Source organism: Ferrovibrio sp. (genome assembly GCF_965278975.1).
GTDB lineage: Bacteria > Pseudomonadota > Alphaproteobacteria > Ferrovibrionales > Ferrovibrionaceae > Ferrovibrio.
Window position 1 is genome coordinate 3690373 of the sequence record NZ_OZ257126.1, and the last position, 15213, is coordinate 3705585.

Consider the following 15213-nt stretch of genomic DNA (forward strand, 5'->3'; position numbering starts at 1 on the left):
GGCAGCCCCACATGCCCGCGACCCCGCCCAATCCGTTGAAGCCGCCGATGCAATGGCGCTGGTGGCATAAATGGCTCGGTATCATCCTGCTGTTGCCGCTGCTGATCGTGGCGGTGACGGCGATCCTGCTGGCGCATGACCGCTCGCTCGGCCTGCGCCAGATGCTGGTGGCGGCGGACTGGCTGCCGGGTTATGGCGAGGCCATGGCGGGCGTGGAAATCCGCGCCGCGCAGCGTGTTGGCGACATGGATTATGTTGCCACGCGCCTTGGCCTGTTCACGGTGCGCAATGGCAGTGTGGAAACCATCGCGGCCCTGCGTGGCACGGAATTGCGCGACCTGGCGGTTGCCGGCGACCGGCTCTATGCCGCTGCCCGCACCGGCATCTGGACGGGCCAGGCGGGGCAGGCGGAATGGCGCCAGCTGCTGAAGGCGGAAGCCTGGTCGGTGAATATCCGTGCCGATGGCAGCGTGGCGGCGGCAACGCGCGAACGCGGCCTGGTGGTTTCGGAAGATGGTGGCGCCCATTGGCGCAGTGAGAGCGGCCTGGCGCGTATTGTCGCCGAGCAGAGCGGCGTCGATCCGGGCGCGATCACCCTCAACCGCCTGATCCTCGATCTGCATACCGGCAAGGCGCTGTTCGGCAAGGATTACGAATGGCTGTGGATCGACATCACCGGCGCGGCGATGGTGTTCCTCAGCGTTTCCGGTTTCATCATGTGGTGGCGCGCCCGCCGCCAGCGCCTGCGCCTGGAAGGGCTGCGGCAGCAAAAGCTCGCGGCGCAGGCAGCCGCGGGCGGTCTAGCCAGCCGGTAACGCCGGGAACAGCGTGGTGACATGGCTGCCGTGTGGCCTGTACATGTCGAGCGCGAAATCCTGGCACATGAGCAGCCGCAACTGGCGTTGCTGGGCAAAGTTGATAAAGGACATCTGTGACGAGATGGTCTGCACCACGCCGCGATCCGTCAGTCGCGGCCCCAGTGCCGCCAGTTGCCGCTCGGTATCTGCCCGGCTTGGGCCGGTTTCATGAAAATAGAGGTCGATGCCGCCGCTCATTTCCGCCAGCATGTCGGCGGCATCGCCGCGCATGATGGTGCCGCGCCCGCCGGGGTAATGCACAAACAGGCTGCAGCTCTGGGCGGGATTGCCTTCGATGCCGATGAAGCTGCCATTCACGCCCTCCTGTTCGTTGCGGGCGAGGGCGGCGCAGATGATGATGGCGCCCAGCCCGCTTTCCACCCCGGCTTCCACAACCAGTTTCGGCTTCAGCGCCCGCACGAGAATATAATTGAGCAGACGGTGACCGGGGCTGAAGCTGGCGTTGGTGATGCCGCGCCGTTCCGAGACGGCATGCCTGGCGGCGACATAATCAGCGAGTTCCTGATTGTTCAGCAACTCCTCCGCATACCTTCGCGCTGCCGCCAGACTGATCCCGGTGACGGCGCTGGCATGCGCCGCCAGCGCCCATTGGGCATAGCGCGTTGACGTGTAGGTGAAGTTGGTAATTTCGCGTGAACGCCACAGCCAGCGCAGGCCCAGTTTGGCCAGCTGGTAGTGATGGCGCAGCAGATGGGCAATGCGCAGCGGCAGGAAAAAGCCCCAGCCATATCTGGATGCGAGGAGAAATCTCCGTAGTTCTGACTTGGAATACCTGGAGTATTTCACCACCCGCATCCTTGCCGCCAAATCTACATAAGCGGCGCTCGCCTTAATCGATGATGCGCTTCTTCACATAGGAGCCGGGTGCGTCCTCGATGGCCTTGGCTTTGCCTTCGCCCGGCACGCGCGCCTTCACCTTCGGGCCGGATTTGGCCGAGAGCCAGGCATCCCAGTCTTCCCACCAGGAGCCGGGATGTTCGGTGGCGCCCTTGATCCAATCCTCGACCTTGGCCGGGTTGGTCTTGGTGTCGTTGGTCCAGTGCTGGTACTTCTTCGCCGCGGGCGGATTGATCACGCCGGCAATATGGCCCGAACCGGCGAGCAGGAAGCGCACCGGGCCGGAATAGAGCTGCGATGCCTTGTAGACCGAGCGGAACGGCGCGATGTGATCCTCGCGGCTGGCCTGCAGGTAGACCGGAATCTTGATCTTGCGCAGGTCGATCTTCTGGCCGCCCAGTTCCAGCCCGCCGGCCTGGGCCAGCAGATTGCGCTGATACATGTTGCGCAGATAGAAGCTGTGCATCTTCGCCGGCATGCGGGTGGCGTCGGCGTTCCAGTACAGCAGGTCGAACGGGAAGGGCTCTTTGCCCAGCAGGTAGTTGTTGACCACGAAGGACCAGATCAGGTCGTTGGCGCGCAGCATGTTGAAGGTATTCGCCATCTCGGTGCCTTCGAGATAGCCCTTCTGCGCCATCAGTTCCTCGAAATACTTGATCTGCTCCTCGTCGATGAACACCGAGAGTTCGCCGGCTTCGGAGAATTCCACCTGGGCGGCGAAGAAGGTGACCGCCTTGATACGCTCGTCGCCCTGCGCCGCCATCCAGGCCAGCGTGGAAGCCATCAGCGTGCCGCCGATGCAATAGCCGATGGCGGTGACTTCCTCCTCGCCGGTGGCCTGCTTCACGGCATCGAGGCCATCCAGGATGCCTTCGCGCATGTAGCTCTCGAAGGTCTTGTCGACATGGCGCTCGTCGGGCTGGTTCCACGACACCACGAACACCGTGTAGCCCTTGGCCACCATCCACTTGATGAAGGAATTCTCCGGCTTGAGATCCAGGATGTAGAATTTGTTGATCCAGGGCGGCACGATATAGAGCGGCCGTTTGTAGACTTCCTTGGTGGTGGGGCTGTACTGGATCAACTGCATCAGGTCGTTCTGGTACACCACCTTGCCCGGCGTGGTGGCGACATTGCCGCCGACATCGAAGGCCTTGGCATCGACCATCTTGATGTTGAGCTTGCCCTTGCCGCGCTCCAGATCCTCCAGCAGGTTGTGCAGGCCCTTGACCAGATTCTCGCCGTTGCTGTCGATGGTCGCCTTCAGCACTTCCGGGTTGGTCATCACGAAGTTGGACGGCGCCATCGCATCGACGAACTGGCGGGTATAGAAATCCACCTTCTTGCGCGTCTTGGTGTCGAGGCCATCGACATCATTCACCGTCTTTTGCAGCCAGCGGGCGGTGAGCAGGTAGGATTGCTTGATGTAGTCGAACAGGTAGCTTTCGTTCCAGGCGGCATCCTTGAACCGCTTGTCGCCCTTTTCCGGCTGGGCGATCGGCTGCGCTTCCTGGCCCATGAAGCGCTGCGCCGAGGAGGTCCACAGCTCGGTATAGGCCCGCCACAATTCGACTTGGGCCTCCACCAGCTTTTCCGGGTTGGTCATCATCTTCGCCGTCATTTCCATGAAGGCGGAACCGATATTGAGCGGGTCGGGAGTGATCGAGGTGGGGGCGGGCATCGGCTCGCTACCCTGGCGGGCAAGGAATTCGGAAACCAGCTTCTGGCTCTGCTCGGCGATCTCGTTCCAGTTCTTGGCCCATTCGGTCGGGTCGGGAAGCTTAACACCACTGTCCGGTTGCTTGTTCATCCGACTATCCCTATTCTCTCAACCCGTTTCCTCCGGGCGGCTGGCCTTGTCCATGGCGCGCTCGCCCGCCGCCGCATGGCGCCGGAACATGAGGTTACGGGATTGTGGGTAATGCCCGCAAGCCATGATGCTAAAAGGCAGATTGGCGCGGGGTAGGTTTCTGGGAGTTCGGTGATGAGCAGCATGAGCCAGTTCAAGGCAGAGACGACCAAGCGCACGGCCAAGTGCACGGTCGGCGCCCGTACCGCCATGCTCGCCGCCGTTTTCGCCGCCCTGCTGGTCCTGCCTGGCTGCTCCACCGTGTCCGATGCGGTAAGCTGGGCCAACCCGATGAACTGGTTTGATGACCAGGATCCGGTTGCGGTCCAGCAGTCGACCAAGCCTGCCACCGCCGCAACCGATGAGCGGTTCCCGAATCTCGGCCGCGTGCCGCCGCGCCCGGTGGAACAGTCCACCAGCGCCGAGCGCCGCCAGGCCATGGGGGCGCTGGCCGCCGACCGCTCCAATGCGCGGTATACGGACGAAGAGCTGCGCGCCCGCCCGGCCACCGGCAACCAGGTGCCGCCGGCCCCGGTCGCACCGCAGACCCAGCTTCCCGGTGTTCCGGGCGGCCAGCAGGCCAGCCAGCTCCAGGGCGGTGCCGTGCCGGCGCAGCAGGTGCAGCGCATGGCTGCCGGCCAGAATGATCCGGTCGGCCAGCGGGCGGTGAATTCGCCCCCGCAGCCGGGCTATCAGGCGCCTGCGTATCAGGCCCCGGCCTATCAGGCGCCAGCAGCTGGTAACGCCGCCGCCATGGGCTCGGTCTACGCCGCCAATCTACAGGCTTCCGCTGCTACCGTGCTGCCGCCGAATCTGGCCCAGGGACAGCCGCAGGTTGCTCAGGCCGTCCCGCCGCAGTTCGCCGCCGGTGCTGCCGCGCCGCCTTCGGCCAGCATGCAGGCTTTCGGCCAGCCGGGCCGCCAGCTTCTGGCGGTGGTCCGCTTCTCGGCCAATTCGGCCACTCTCGATGCCCGCGACCGCACCTTGCTCAAGAATGTGGCTGACTACCAGAAGGGCGTCGGCGGCAAGGGCCGGCTGCGCGTGGTTGGCTATTCCTCGGCTACCGCCGAAGCCGCCGATACCGGCGGCAAGCGCGCCCAGACCGTGGCCGCCGAGTTGCAGAAGCATTATGTGGCAGCCAACATGATGGCCCTGGAGGCCAGGGCAGAGGGCGCACCGGCCTATTACCAGGCCGCAGCAGGCGCTACCGCCGAGCAAAGCCGCCGCGTCGAAATCTATCTCGAAAATTAGACCATATTGAGCTAGATAGCAGCGGCGGCACGGGGCTCCACCGAGTCCCGTTTTTGCCGTTTCTGGTGGCTCATTATCTCCCAGACTGGAACCGAAGCCATGGATACCGAGTTCTACCGCATCAAGCGCCTGCCGCCCTATGTGTTCGAGGAAGTCAACCGGATGAAGGCCCAGGCGCGTGCCCAGGGCGAAGACATCATCGACTTCGGCATGGGCAACCCGGATAACCCGACGCCGCCGCATATCGTCGCCAAGCTGGTGGAAGCCGCCCAGAACCCGCGCGCCCACCGCTATTCCTCCAGCCGTGGCGTGCCCGGCCTGCGCAAGGCGCTGGCGAACTATTACGGCCGGCGCTTCGGCGTGACGCTGGATGCCGACAAGGAGTGCATCGTCACGCTCGGCTCCAAGGAAGGTTTGGCCAATCTCGCCATGGCGATCTCGGCGCCGGGCGATACCGTGCTGGTGCCGAACCCGAGCTATCCGATGCATGCCTTCGGCTTCGTCATCGCCGGTGCCAATGTGCGCTCGGTGCCGATCGGCCCGGGCTTCGATTTCTTCGCCGGCCTGGATCGCGCCTACCGCCACAGCGTGCCGGCGCCGATTGCGCTGATCGTCAGCTTCCCGGCCAACCCGACTGCCATGACCGTGGATCTCGACTTCTACGCGGCGGTGGTGGATTTCGCCAAGAAGCGCAACATGTGGGTGATCTCCGATCTCGCTTACTCGGAGATTTATTTCAACGGCAATCCGCCGCCCTCGATCCTGCAGGTGCCGGGCGCGCGCGATGTCGCCATCGAATTCACCTCGCTGTCCAAGACCTACTCGATGCCGGGCTGGCGCATCGGCTTCGGCGCCGGCAATGCCAAGCTGGTCGGCGCGCTGGCGCGGGTGAAGTCCTATCTCGATTACGGCGCCTTCACGCCGATCCAGGTGGCGGCCACGGCGGCGCTGAACGGGCCGCAGGATTGCGTCGAGGAAATCCGCCAGGTCTACAAGTCGCGCCGCGACGTGCTGGTGCAGGGCCTGACCCAGGCCGGCTGGCCGATCCCGAACCCGGATGCCTCGATGTTCGCCTGGGCACCGATCCCGGAACGCTACGCCCATCTCGGCTCGGTGGAATTCTCCAAGCTGCTGCTGCGCGAAGCCAAGGTGGCGGTGGCGCCGGGCATCGGCTTTGGCGAATACGGCGACAATTTCGTGCGCCTCGCCTTCGTCGAGAATGAGCATCGCACGCGCCAGGCGGTGAAGAGCATCAAGCGCCTGCTGGGGACGCCGTCCAATCTGGAAGAAGCCCCGTTGAAGAAGGCGGCAGGCTGATGGCCCAGTCCAAGCTGATGGCCCAGGCCAAGCAGTCTCCGCTTCGCGTAGGTATCGCGGGCCTAGGCGTTGTTGGCGCTGGCGTTGTGCGTTTGCTGCATGAACAGGCCGGGTTGCTCGCCGCGCGTGGCGGCCGGCCGATCCAGGTGGTGGCGGTTTCGGCGCGCGACAAGCGCAAGAAGCGCGGCCTGCCGGCTGGCAAATGGCGCTGGTACAGCAATGCCGTCGATATCGCCAAGGATCCCGATGTGGATGTGGTGGTCGAACTGATCGGCGGCTCCAGTGGTGTTGCCAAGGAACTCTGCGAGACCGCTTTGCGCAACGGCAAGGGCGTGGTCACCGCCAACAAGGCATTGCTGGCCATGCACGGCGACAAGCTCGCCCTGGCGGCTGAAAAGGCCGGTGTTCCGCTGGCGTTTGAAGCGGCGGTGGCAGGCGGCATCCCGATCCTGAAGGCGATGCGCGAGGGCCTGGCCGGCAACAACGTGAAGCGCGTGCATGGCATCCTGAACGGCACCTGCAACTACATCCTCACCGAAATGCGCGAGAAGGGCGGCGACTTCAAGGCCGTGCTCGCCGATGCGCAGAAGCTCGGCTATGCCGAAGCCGATCCGAGCTTCGACGTGGATGGCATCGACGCCGCGCATAAGCTCACCGTGCTGACCGCGCTGGCCTTCAACACCAAGGTCGATTTCAAGGCCGTGCATGTCGAGGGTATCCGCCATGTCTCGGCGGTGGATATCGCGTTTGCGCGTGAATTCGGCTACCGCATCAAGCTGCTGGCGATTGCGCGCCGCACGGCCCGCGGCATCGAGCAGCGCGTGCATCCCTGCATGGTGCCGGCCAATACGCCGATTGCCCATGTCGATGGCGTGTTCAATGCCGTGGCTGCCGAAGGCGATTTCGTCGGCCCGGTGATGTTCGAGGGCCGTGGCGCGGGCCAGAACCCGACCGCTTCGGCGGTGGTGGCCGATCTTGCCGATATCGCGGCGGGCCGCAGCGGCTTTGCCTTTGGCGTGCCGGCAATGAAACTCGGCAAGCTCAAGGCCGCCGCCATGGCCGATCATGTCGGGCGCTATTACATCCGCCTGCTGGTGAAGGATCAGCCGGGCGTGCTGGCTGATGTTTCCGCCGTGCTGCGCGACCACAAGATCTCCATCGAGAGCCTGGTGCAGCGTGGCCGTGCCGAGGGCGAGAATACCCCGGTGGCGGTGCTGCTGATCAGCCACGAGGCGCGCGAGGCCGACATGGTGCGGGCGCTGAAGCGGATCGCCAAGCTGCGCTCCATGCAGGAGACGCCGCGCCTGATCCGCATCGAGACGCTGTGAGGCGATGATGGCCAAGGCGAAGGCGGCGAAGAGCATTTCGGTGGAGCGCAATCTGACGCTGGAAGCGGTGCGCGTCACCGAGGCTGCCGCCATCGCCGCCGCCGGCCTGATCGGCCTGGGCGACGAGCAGGCGGCGGACGAAGCTGCCTCGGCGGCGATGCTGAAAGCGCTGGAAGCCGTGAATATCGCCGGCAAGGTGGTGATCGGCCTCGGCGAGCGCGATGACGTGCCGCGGCTTTTCGTCGGCCAGGAAGTCGGCAGCGGCAAGGGGCCGGCCATCGATATCGCGCTCGATCCGCTGGAAGGCACCTCCAATGCCGCCAAGGGTGCGCCCAATGCCATGGCGGTGCTGGCCTTCGCCAATGCCGGCTGCTTCCTGCATGCGCCCGATATCTACATGGACAAGATCGCGGTTGGCGCCGGCCTGCCGGCTGGCGTGGTCGATCTCGACCGCAGCCCGGCGGAGAATCTGAAATCCCTGGCGGCGGCCAAGGGCGTGGCGGTATCCGATCTCACCGTCTGTATTCTTGATCGCCCACGCCATATGGAACTGATCAACGCCGTGCGCGCCACCGGTGCCCGCGTGGCGCTGATTTCCGATGGCGATATTGCCGGCGTGATCGCCACCACCGATACCGATACCGGCATCGATATCTACATGGGTTCGGGCGGTGCGCCGGAAGGCGTGCTGGCGGCGGCGGCCTTGCGCTGCATCGGCGGCCAGATGCAGGGGCGGCTGATCTTCCGCAACGAGGATGAGCGTTCGCGCGCCCGGCGCCTCGGCATCGAGAAGCTGGACCGCAAGTATGAGATCACCGACCTGGCATCGGGCGACGTGATCTTCGCCGCCACCGGCGTCACCGATGGCTCGCTGCTCTCCGGTGTGAAGCGCGCCGCCGTCGGCCACAAGGTGCATTCGGTTTCGATGCGCTCCGAAACCCGCACCATCCGCCGCATCGAGGCGGTGATCCTGCACGCGCTCGACTGAGCGATGCAGCCGCAGCCGGAAGCCTTCCTCGGCGTCAACAAATCCCTGCAAGGGCGGCGCTGGCGGCTGCGCAGCGGCGATGACCGCATTGGCTTGGCGCTGGCACAGCGCGCCGGCCTGCCGGAAATCCTGGGCCGTGTGCTGGCCGGACGCGGCGTCGATCCTGAAACGGTGGAGGATTTCCTCAAGCCCTCGCTGCGCCGCCTGTTGCCCGATCCGTCGCGTTTCCACGACATGGATACGGCAGCCGCGCGCATCGCCGATGCCATCCAGCGCAACGAGCGCGTTGCCGTGTTCGGCGATTACGATGTCGATGGCGCCACATCCTCGGCGCTGCTGAAGCGTTTCTTCTCGGCCATCGGCCGGCCGCTGCGGGTCTATATCCCGGATCGCCAGAAGGAGGGCTACGGCCCCAACGCGCCGGCGATGCGCAAGCTGGCCGATGAGGGCGTGCGCGTCGTCGTCACCGTCGATTGCGGCACGCTGTCCTTCGAGCCATTGGCGGAAGCAAAAAAGCTCGGCCTCGATGTGGTGGTGGTCGATCATCATCTGGCTGAACCGCATCTGCCGGCAGCGGTGGCGGTGGTCAATCCCAATCGCCTGGATGAAGCGCCCGGCCATGGTCAGCTTGCGGCTGTCGGCGTGGCGTTCCTGCTGCTGGTGGCGCTGAACCGCACGCTGCGCAGCCGTAGCTTCTATGCGCAAGGTGAGGAGCCGGACCTGCTCGGCTGGCTCGATCTGGTGGCGCTCGGCACGGTCTGCGATGTGGTGCCGCTCACCGGCCTCAACCGTGCGCTGGTGACGCAAGGCATCAAGGTGCTGCGCGGGCGTGGCAATGTAGGCCTCGCGGCCCTTGCCGATGTGGCCGGCCTGAACGAGCCGCCGGGCGCCTATCACCTCGGCTTCCTGCTCGGGCCACGCGTCAATGCCGGCGGTCGTGTCGGCCTGTCCGATCTCGGCGCGCGCCTGCTGGCCTGCGACGATGCGCGCGAGGCGGCCAATCTGGCGCGCGAACTCGACCGCCTGAACAAGGAGCGCCAGGAGATCGAGCAGCTTGTGCTGGCCGATGCCATGCTGGCGTTGCAGGCCGTGCCCGAGACCGCGCCGCTGGCGCTGGTGGCGGGCGAGGGCTGGCATCCCGGCGTGATCGGCATTGTTGCCGCGCGCGTCCGCGAAGCCGCCGGACGGCCGAGCTTCGTACTGGCGATCGAGGATAACGGCCTGGCCAAGGGTTCGGGCCGCTCGGTGCCGGGTGTCGATCTCGGTGGCGCCGTGGTGGCGGCGAAGCAGGCCGGCCTGCTGGTGAATGGCGGCGGCCATGCCATGGCGGCGGGCCTTACCGTGGCGGCAGACGGTATCCAGGCATTGAATGAATTCCTCAGCGCACGTCTGGCGCCCCAGGTCGCCAAGGCCGGCGCCGATGCCAGTCTGGGCCTCGATGGCGCGCTGCATGTCGGCGGCTGCTCGACGGAGCTATACGAGAAGCTGGAACTGCTCGGCCCCTATGGCTCGGGCAATGCCGAGCCGCGCTTTGTCATCACCCGCGCCCGCATCCTGCAGGCCGATGTGGTGGGCGAGCGCCATCTGCGCCTGCTGGCCTGTTCGGAAAGCGGCGAGGGGCCCCGGCTGCGCGGCATCGCCTTTCGCGTCATGGATGGCGGCGGCTCGGCCAAGGGCTCGGACATGGCCGAGGCGCTGATCGCGGCGCGCAGCACCGGCCGCCCGATGCACCTGGCCGGTCATCTGCGGGCCGATTACTGGCGCGGCGAGCGCCGCATCCAGCTCGTCGTCGAGGATGCCGCGCATGTGGCGTAAGGCTTTGGTTTTTCAGTAGAAAAGTGGCGACCCCTACGGGATTCGAACCCGTGTACCTACCGTGAAAGGGTAGTGTCCTAGGCCTCTAGACGAAGGGGCCGGTCCTGGGCCTGCCGCAGATACGGGAGGCGAGCCGGTGAGGCGGGGCAGGGTGTAGCCCGGTTCGGGCGCCAAATCAAGCCGGTGGCTTGGGCAAAATCACGGCATAAAGAAAAAGGGCGCCCTGGCCGGGGCGCCCCTTGGTTGCAATGGGCAGAGGGGTCGCAATGGGCAGAGGAAGCTCCGCCTGCCGGTTTCAGAGTTTGGTGTGGACCACGTTATAGCTGGAGTTTCTGAGCATGTTGTCGAAGGGGTCGGAGAGTCCCTGCACGCCAATGCCGTAGCCGACAATCAGCTGCGCGCCCTTGGGCAGGGTCTCCATCAGCTCGGTACTGATGGAGGATATCGAGCTGGGAGCATCGGACAGGTTGCCGGTGAAAACTGCCGGCGGTGCCTTGCCGGCCACATACGGCACCAGGCCGCCCTTGTCGGTGACGAAAAAGACCTGTCCGTTGGTGACAATGGCCTGAAAGACGGCGCCAGGCTTGCCGCTTTGATTGGGCGGGATCGTCACCGGGATGCTCTGCTGGGGGGCGGCCGTGGCTGTCGTGGTGTTGGCTGCCGTGGTGCCTGTCGCCGTGGCCGGCGGCGCAACGCAATTGCCGGATTTCTCGCAGGCATCGGCGGCATCGCGCAATTGCTGCGCGGCGAGCGTGTTGCCGTACTGCTTTTCCATCTCAGTGGCCATGATGCGGGCCTGCTCGATGGTGAGCTGGCCGCTGGTAATGCGCTGGATCAGGGTCTGGGCGCTGTTCTGCGCCGCCGTTACCGCCGGGCTGGCGCCAGCACCAGGGCAGGGCGGCGGGCAATAGGCGCGGGCATCGCCGCTGAAAAGGCCCACAGAGGCCAGCACCAAGCCGGCCAGGAACAGCGATGCGGCGAGTAGCGTGCGGAAGGACGTCATGGCAGCCTCCAGGGTCAAAGCGTGGCGGTCAGAACTTGGTGGTGACGCTGAGCAGCAGCGAACGCTCGGAGGCTTCGCTCTTGCCCAGCACGCCGGCGAAACCGGCATTGATCGTGGTCGCCTTGGTCACGGCATAGCCGGTGCCGAAGCCGAAGGAGAAATAGTCGCGGTCACTCACGCCGCTGGTGAAATCGCGGCTGCCCAGGTTCCAGCTCAGGTTGGCGTAGGGTTCCCACTGGCCATAGCGCCAGTTCAGGCCGCCGCCGGGGCTGATATAGTGCAGCTTGCTCGATTGCGCATTGACGCGATTGTTGGCGCTGTCGGTATAGCTGTCGGTGCGGCTGGCGACCAAGGTATAGCGCGCCGACAGGCTGGCGGTCAGGTTTGGCGAGACCGGGAACAGCTTGGTCAGCCCAAGGCCGGCGGACCAGAAGATCGTATCGGCATTATAGAGGATCGCTGCGCCGTTATTGTAGCGGTTGTCGAGCGCGACACTGCCAAAGCCCAACGCGCCATCAAGCAGCAAGGTCGGCTCCAGCGCACGCATGGCAAACACGCCGCCAGCATAGGCATCGGAATCGGTCTGGCCGTTATCGAGGCCGGCCTTCGTGTCCGAATTCGTGTAGGCGATGTTGCCGCCAAGGAAAGTGGCATCATCATACTGATACATCAGCGTGGCGGTGCCGGAGATCGAGTCCGTCTTCGATGGGCTGCCGGGCGCCGTCGATTTGGCATGGGTATCCTGCAGGCCGAAAGTGGCGGTCCATTTCGGCGGCGGCGGCGCGAAGGGATTCCAGGATTGGGCCAGGGCCGGCAGCGGGACGGTAACAAGCACCAGTATGAAAGTGCCGATCAGACTGCTGCGCATATGCCACCTACCATCAAAATTGCCCAAGCCGTTCTGCTTGCCGCGCCAACTCGTCGCGAGCCTTGAAAAGGCAGCGAACCCGAACCAGTGCTACGCGAAACCATTACACGTTCTGCGCGTATGCATCAAGGTGCGGGACTGCCCGAATCCAGAGGGCGTAGCGGTAGTGCAAAATGCCCGCAAAAAAGCCGGCGCAACCACAACGTTTTTCGCCTCGAAGCTGAATCGAACCCTGCCTGCCGTGATGCAAAAAGCTGTCATTTCCGCGACATGTTTTGAGTGATTTTACCCGTGTAAGGCAAGTCCGCCGCGCGCCAATTCTCACCAATAGTAACACCACTTGACGTTCGTTTTTGGCCGGTAAAAATGCGTCAAAACAGCCTCTCAGAAAGACGAGTCGACGATGAAACTTTCACAATTACAGCGCGCTGCCCTGGTTGGAGTCCTGGTGCTCGGCGGCCTCGGCGCCACCGGCGTGATTGGCATGAAAGTGGTGGCTGCCGTGCAGGCGGAAGACAGCCTGCCGCTCGCTCCGGTCTCGCGCAACGAATGTATCAATGAAGGCCTGCGCAAGGTGCAGGGCGGCTTCTCGCGCCAGACCGCCTACGATATCGAAGTGCGCTGCGAACAGCTGATTCAGTCGCACGAGGGACGCAAAGCGTCCCTGAAATAAAGGCGTGGACGCAAAGCGTCCCTGAAGTAAGGCTGCGGCACATCACCGCGCAATTGTAGCGGTACATCTCCGCTCTTGAATTTACACGGTCGCCGCCGCCATGCTGCGGCCATGCTCGATACCATAAATCTGCCGCTGATCCTCATTGCCGCTTTGCTTGCCACCGGCAGCCCCGGCCCCGCCACGCTGAATATCGCCGGCACGGCGATGACCGCTGGCCGGCCCTATGCCCTGGCCGTGGCCGGTGGTGTCGCCACCGGATCGCTGATGTGGTCCACGGCCGCCGCTTTCGGGCTTGGCGCGGTGATGCTGGCCAATGCCTGGATGTTCGAGCTGCTGCGCTATGCCGGCGCCGGCTACCTGATCTTCCTGGCTTTCAAGTCGGCGCGCTCGGCGTTGAAGCCGGGCGACATGGCGCCGAAAACTGTTCAGTACACGTCCTTGCGGCGGGCCTATGCCGGCGGCCTGGCGCTGCATCTCACCAACCCGAAGCCGATCCTGTTCTTCGGCTCGCTCTATGCCATCGGCGTGCCGCCGCAGGCTTCGCCGCAGACCCTGCTGATCATCATCGCCGCCATGGCGGTGCAGAGCACACTGGTGTTCAACGGCTATGCGCTGCTGTTCTCCAGCGCCCCGGCGGTGCGCGGGTATCTGCGCCTGCGCCGCTGGTTCGAAGGCGCCTTCGCGCTCGCCTTTGGCTATGCCGGCTTCAAGATACTGACCACGCGCCTGTCGTAGGGCGGCGCTGACCGAATCAGGCCAGGTTGATGGCGAATACCGCCTGCGGTGTCTGGAAGCCTTTCAGCGTGTAGTCACCCATGGCGATGAACACGATGCCGGCATTGGCGCAGGCATCGTGAACCGTGGCCGAGGTAGTGATCTGCCCCGGTATCGCCAGGCCGCAGACCCGCGCGGCAAGCTGCACCGTTGAGCCGAACAGATCGTCGCCAGCCTTGATCGGCTTGCCGGCGGAAAGGCCGATGCGCAGCTTCAGGGGCAGGGCGGGCATGATCTCGTTATGCACGCGCACTTCACCCTGGATCTGCAAGGCGGCGCGCACGGCTTCCAGTGCGCGGTCGAAGGCCACCATGGCACCATCGCCGGTATGCTTCACCCAGCGGCCGTTATGATCCTCCACCGACTGGCGCACGATGCGATCATGCGCCTGCACCAGTTCCATCTGCAGGCTGTCGCCATGCAGCTGGGTGAATTCGGTGGAGCCGACGATGTCGGTGAACATCACCACCACCTGTTCGACGGCGCGGCCATCGCTGCGGCTGATCCAGCGTTCAACCAGGGCAGGGCCGCCCGGCAGGCCCTGGTCCAGCCGGCCATCCCAGGTCAGGCCGGCCTTGTACATCTCCATGTAGCGCGGCTCGGCCAGGTAATCGTCGATGATGCCGGCAAAGCGCCGGGCGCCGCCCGCGTCGCCAAACAATTCCGCCAGGCTGCTGGCCAGCACGAAACGCTGCTCATGTGGCTGCCATTGCTTCAGCTTGCCCGATTGCTCGCACAGGCCGGCCAGGAAGAGATGCAGGCCGAAGCGCATATGGCCGGTGATCTGGCCATTCTCTGCGGCACCAGCCAAGCCGAGCAGCTTGGCCATCCAGGCCCTGGTCAGCACCACGAAGCCCTGCATCACCGCGGAAAGCGAGCGATGCCGTTCCGCCGTCACCAGGCTGCCGGCATCTTCGGGATCAAGCTGTACCAACGCTTCTGGCTCTGGTTCGGCGATTACAGGCTCGGCCGCCGGCATGGCTTCCGGCTGAGTGAGCGGCACCGGCACAGGCACCATCCCGGCAGGCTGCGGCGCTGCCTCGCGTTCACTTAAGAATCGGAAAAGCTGGCTCAGGATGCGGCCGCGCTCATCGGGCGCCGAGGCAAGCAGGCCAAGGCCAAGGGCAGTGGCAACGCTGAAGCCACCGGCCAGGCCGGTAAGCATGGTGGTGGAAACGAAGCCCGCCGCGCCGCTGGCTTTCAGCAGCAGCGCCAGGATCGCCAGGGCGCCGATCACCAGGGCAGCCAGCAGCACCGCCACTGCCTGGCGGCCGCGCGGCGAGAGCGGTTCGGGTTCTGCCATGGCCTCGGCCTGTGGGCCAGTGGCGCTTGCCGTGGCCCTGGCCTTGGACTGGTCGTTGGATGGGCTGCGCGTCGCGACACGGCTGGGTGGCGGCCGGGTCGGCAGCGTATCCACCTTTTTCTTGTTGGCGATCTTGCGCTCGCGCTGGCCGCCATCGGCCTCGCGGGTTTCTTCCACCACGCGATAGGCCAGTACATGCTTCTCGCGATACATGAACTCGGCATACTCGATCGCCGCTTCGCGCTGCCGGCTGTTGAATTGCCGTACCAGTTGCCAGCGGTAATCGGCAAAAATGTAGACGTCGTGGACGGTCTCGCTCATGGTGC

Annotated in this window: 14 protein-coding genes and 1 tRNA gene; 9 read left to right on the top strand and 6 right to left on the bottom strand. The window is 64.9% G+C overall.

The features are described 5' to 3' along the window. The first annotated feature begins 11 nt into the window (after nucleotides 1–11). Complete coding sequence (locus ACQY7X_RS17445) at nucleotides 12–815, top strand: PepSY domain-containing protein (protein WP_428246686.1); 804 nt, start codon at nucleotides 12–14, stop codon at nucleotides 813–815. Here ACQY7X_RS17445 and ACQY7X_RS17450 read toward each other — a convergent pair. Then, entirely contained in the window at nucleotides 801–1664 is an 864-nt protein-coding gene (locus ACQY7X_RS17450) for a class I SAM-dependent methyltransferase (RefSeq protein WP_428246687.1), read from the bottom strand. The genes ACQY7X_RS17445 and ACQY7X_RS17450 overlap by 15 nt on opposite strands. A gap of 43 nt (nucleotides 1665–1707) precedes the next feature. Then, complete coding sequence (locus ACQY7X_RS17455) at nucleotides 1708–3525, bottom strand: PHA/PHB synthase family protein (RefSeq protein ID WP_428246688.1); 1818 nt, start codon at nucleotides 3523–3525, stop codon at nucleotides 1708–1710. 174 nt (nucleotides 3526–3699) lie between these two features. Between ACQY7X_RS17455 and ACQY7X_RS17460 the strand changes: the two genes are divergently transcribed. The 5 genes from ACQY7X_RS17460 to recJ all read left to right on the top strand — a co-directional run bounded on the left by ACQY7X_RS17460 (nucleotide 3700) and on the right by recJ (nucleotide 10263). Further along, entirely contained in the window at nucleotides 3700–4815 is a 1116-nt protein-coding gene (locus ACQY7X_RS17460; protein ID WP_428246689.1) for an OmpA family protein, read from the top strand. A gap of 99 nt (nucleotides 4816–4914) precedes the next feature. Beyond that, entirely contained in the window at nucleotides 4915–6132 is a 1218-nt protein-coding gene (locus ACQY7X_RS17465; protein ID WP_428246690.1) for an LL-diaminopimelate aminotransferase, read from the top strand. Next, nucleotides 6132–7460, top strand: coding sequence for a homoserine dehydrogenase (locus ACQY7X_RS17470; RefSeq protein ID WP_428246691.1), 1329 nt, complete (start codon nucleotides 6132–6134; stop codon nucleotides 7458–7460). Before ACQY7X_RS17465 ends, ACQY7X_RS17470 begins: the two co-directional genes overlap by 1 nt. Before the next feature lie 4 nt (nucleotides 7461–7464). Next, nucleotides 7465–8448 carry a class II fructose-bisphosphatase gene (gene glpX, locus ACQY7X_RS17475; protein ID WP_428246692.1) on the top strand — a complete coding sequence of 328 codons (984 nt, stop codon included), beginning with the start codon at nucleotides 7465–7467 and terminating at the stop codon, nucleotides 8446–8448. A gap of 3 nt (nucleotides 8449–8451) precedes the next feature. Continuing rightward, the gene (gene recJ, locus ACQY7X_RS17480) at nucleotides 8452–10263 is read left to right on the top strand and encodes a single-stranded-DNA-specific exonuclease RecJ (RefSeq protein WP_428246693.1); all 1812 of its coding nucleotides are present in this window, start codon (nucleotides 8452–8454) and stop codon (nucleotides 10261–10263) included. A 24-nt stretch (nucleotides 10264–10287) separates the two neighbouring features. Here the strand turns inward: recJ and ACQY7X_RS17485 are convergent. The 3 genes from ACQY7X_RS17485 to ACQY7X_RS17495 all read right to left on the bottom strand — a co-directional run bounded on the left by ACQY7X_RS17485 (nucleotide 10288) and on the right by ACQY7X_RS17495 (nucleotide 12101). Next, nucleotides 10288–10363, bottom strand: a tRNA-Glu gene (locus ACQY7X_RS17485). Nucleotides 10364–10558: 195 nt separating this feature from the next. Next, on the bottom strand, nucleotides 10559–11266 hold the full coding sequence (locus ACQY7X_RS17490) for a hypothetical protein (RefSeq protein ID WP_428246694.1): 708 nt from the start codon (nucleotides 11264–11266) through the stop codon (nucleotides 10559–10561). A gap of 28 nt (nucleotides 11267–11294) precedes the next feature. Beyond that, a complete protein-coding gene (locus tag ACQY7X_RS17495; RefSeq protein ID WP_428246695.1) occupies nucleotides 11295–12101 on the bottom strand; it encodes an autotransporter outer membrane beta-barrel domain-containing protein in 807 nt (268 codons plus the stop codon). Nucleotides 12102–12105: 4 nt separating this feature from the next. On the opposite strand from ACQY7X_RS17495, the gene ACQY7X_RS17500 reads away from it, so the two are divergent. The 3 genes from ACQY7X_RS17500 (at nucleotide 12106) to ACQY7X_RS17510 (ending at nucleotide 13545) form a co-directional block, all read left to right on the top strand. Next, on the top strand, nucleotides 12106–12417 hold the full coding sequence (locus ACQY7X_RS17500) for a hypothetical protein (protein WP_428246696.1): 312 nt from the start codon (nucleotides 12106–12108) through the stop codon (nucleotides 12415–12417). A gap of 120 nt (nucleotides 12418–12537) precedes the next feature. Then, nucleotides 12538–12807, top strand: a complete 270-nt coding sequence (locus tag ACQY7X_RS17505) for a hypothetical protein (protein ID WP_428246697.1) — start codon at nucleotides 12538–12540, stop codon at nucleotides 12805–12807. Nucleotides 12808–12918: 111 nt separating this feature from the next. Next, a complete protein-coding gene (locus ACQY7X_RS17510; protein WP_428246698.1) occupies nucleotides 12919–13545 on the top strand; it encodes a LysE family translocator in 627 nt (208 codons plus the stop codon). 16 nt (nucleotides 13546–13561) lie between these two features. Here the strand turns inward: ACQY7X_RS17510 and ACQY7X_RS17515 are convergent, their stop codons facing one another. Beyond that, complete coding sequence (locus ACQY7X_RS17515; RefSeq protein ID WP_428246699.1) at nucleotides 13562–15208, bottom strand: adenylate/guanylate cyclase domain-containing protein; 1647 nt, start codon at nucleotides 15206–15208, stop codon at nucleotides 13562–13564. Between the last annotated feature and the right edge of the window lie 5 nt (nucleotides 15209–15213).

What these genes read in the sequence shown, in the direction of transcription:
- ACQY7X_RS17465 (WP_428246690.1), top strand. Translation starts at nt 4,915, where the DNA reads ATGGATACCGAGTTCTACCGCATCAAGCGCCTGCCGCCCTATGTGTTC.
- ACQY7X_RS17445 (WP_428246686.1), top strand. Translation starts at nt 12, where the DNA reads ATGCCCGCGACCCCGCCCAATCCGTTGAAGCCGCCGATGCAATGGCGC.
- ACQY7X_RS17490 (WP_428246694.1), bottom strand. Translation starts at nt 11,266, where the DNA reads ATGACGTCCTTCCGCACGCTACTCGCCGCATCGCTGTTCCTGGCCGGC.
- ACQY7X_RS17510 (WP_428246698.1), top strand. Translation starts at nt 12,919, where the DNA reads ATGCTCGATACCATAAATCTGCCGCTGATCCTCATTGCCGCTTTGCTT.
- recJ (WP_428246693.1), top strand. Translation starts at nt 8,452, where the DNA reads ATGCAGCCGCAGCCGGAAGCCTTCCTCGGCGTCAACAAATCCCTGCAA.
- ACQY7X_RS17470 (WP_428246691.1), top strand. Translation starts at nt 6,132, where the DNA reads ATGGCCCAGTCCAAGCTGATGGCCCAGGCCAAGCAGTCTCCGCTTCGC.
- ACQY7X_RS17500 (WP_428246696.1), top strand. Translation starts at nt 12,106, where the DNA reads ATGAAAGTGCCGATCAGACTGCTGCGCATATGCCACCTACCATCAAAA.
- ACQY7X_RS17505 (WP_428246697.1), top strand. Translation starts at nt 12,538, where the DNA reads ATGAAACTTTCACAATTACAGCGCGCTGCCCTGGTTGGAGTCCTGGTG.
- ACQY7X_RS17460 (WP_428246689.1), top strand. Translation starts at nt 3,700, where the DNA reads ATGAGCAGCATGAGCCAGTTCAAGGCAGAGACGACCAAGCGCACGGCC.
- ACQY7X_RS17515 (WP_428246699.1), bottom strand. Translation starts at nt 15,208, where the DNA reads ATGAGCGAGACCGTCCACGACGTCTACATTTTTGCCGATTACCGCTGG.
- ACQY7X_RS17455 (WP_428246688.1), bottom strand. Translation starts at nt 3,525, where the DNA reads ATGAACAAGCAACCGGACAGTGGTGTTAAGCTTCCCGACCCGACCGAA.
- glpX (WP_428246692.1), top strand. Translation starts at nt 7,465, where the DNA reads ATGATGGCCAAGGCGAAGGCGGCGAAGAGCATTTCGGTGGAGCGCAAT.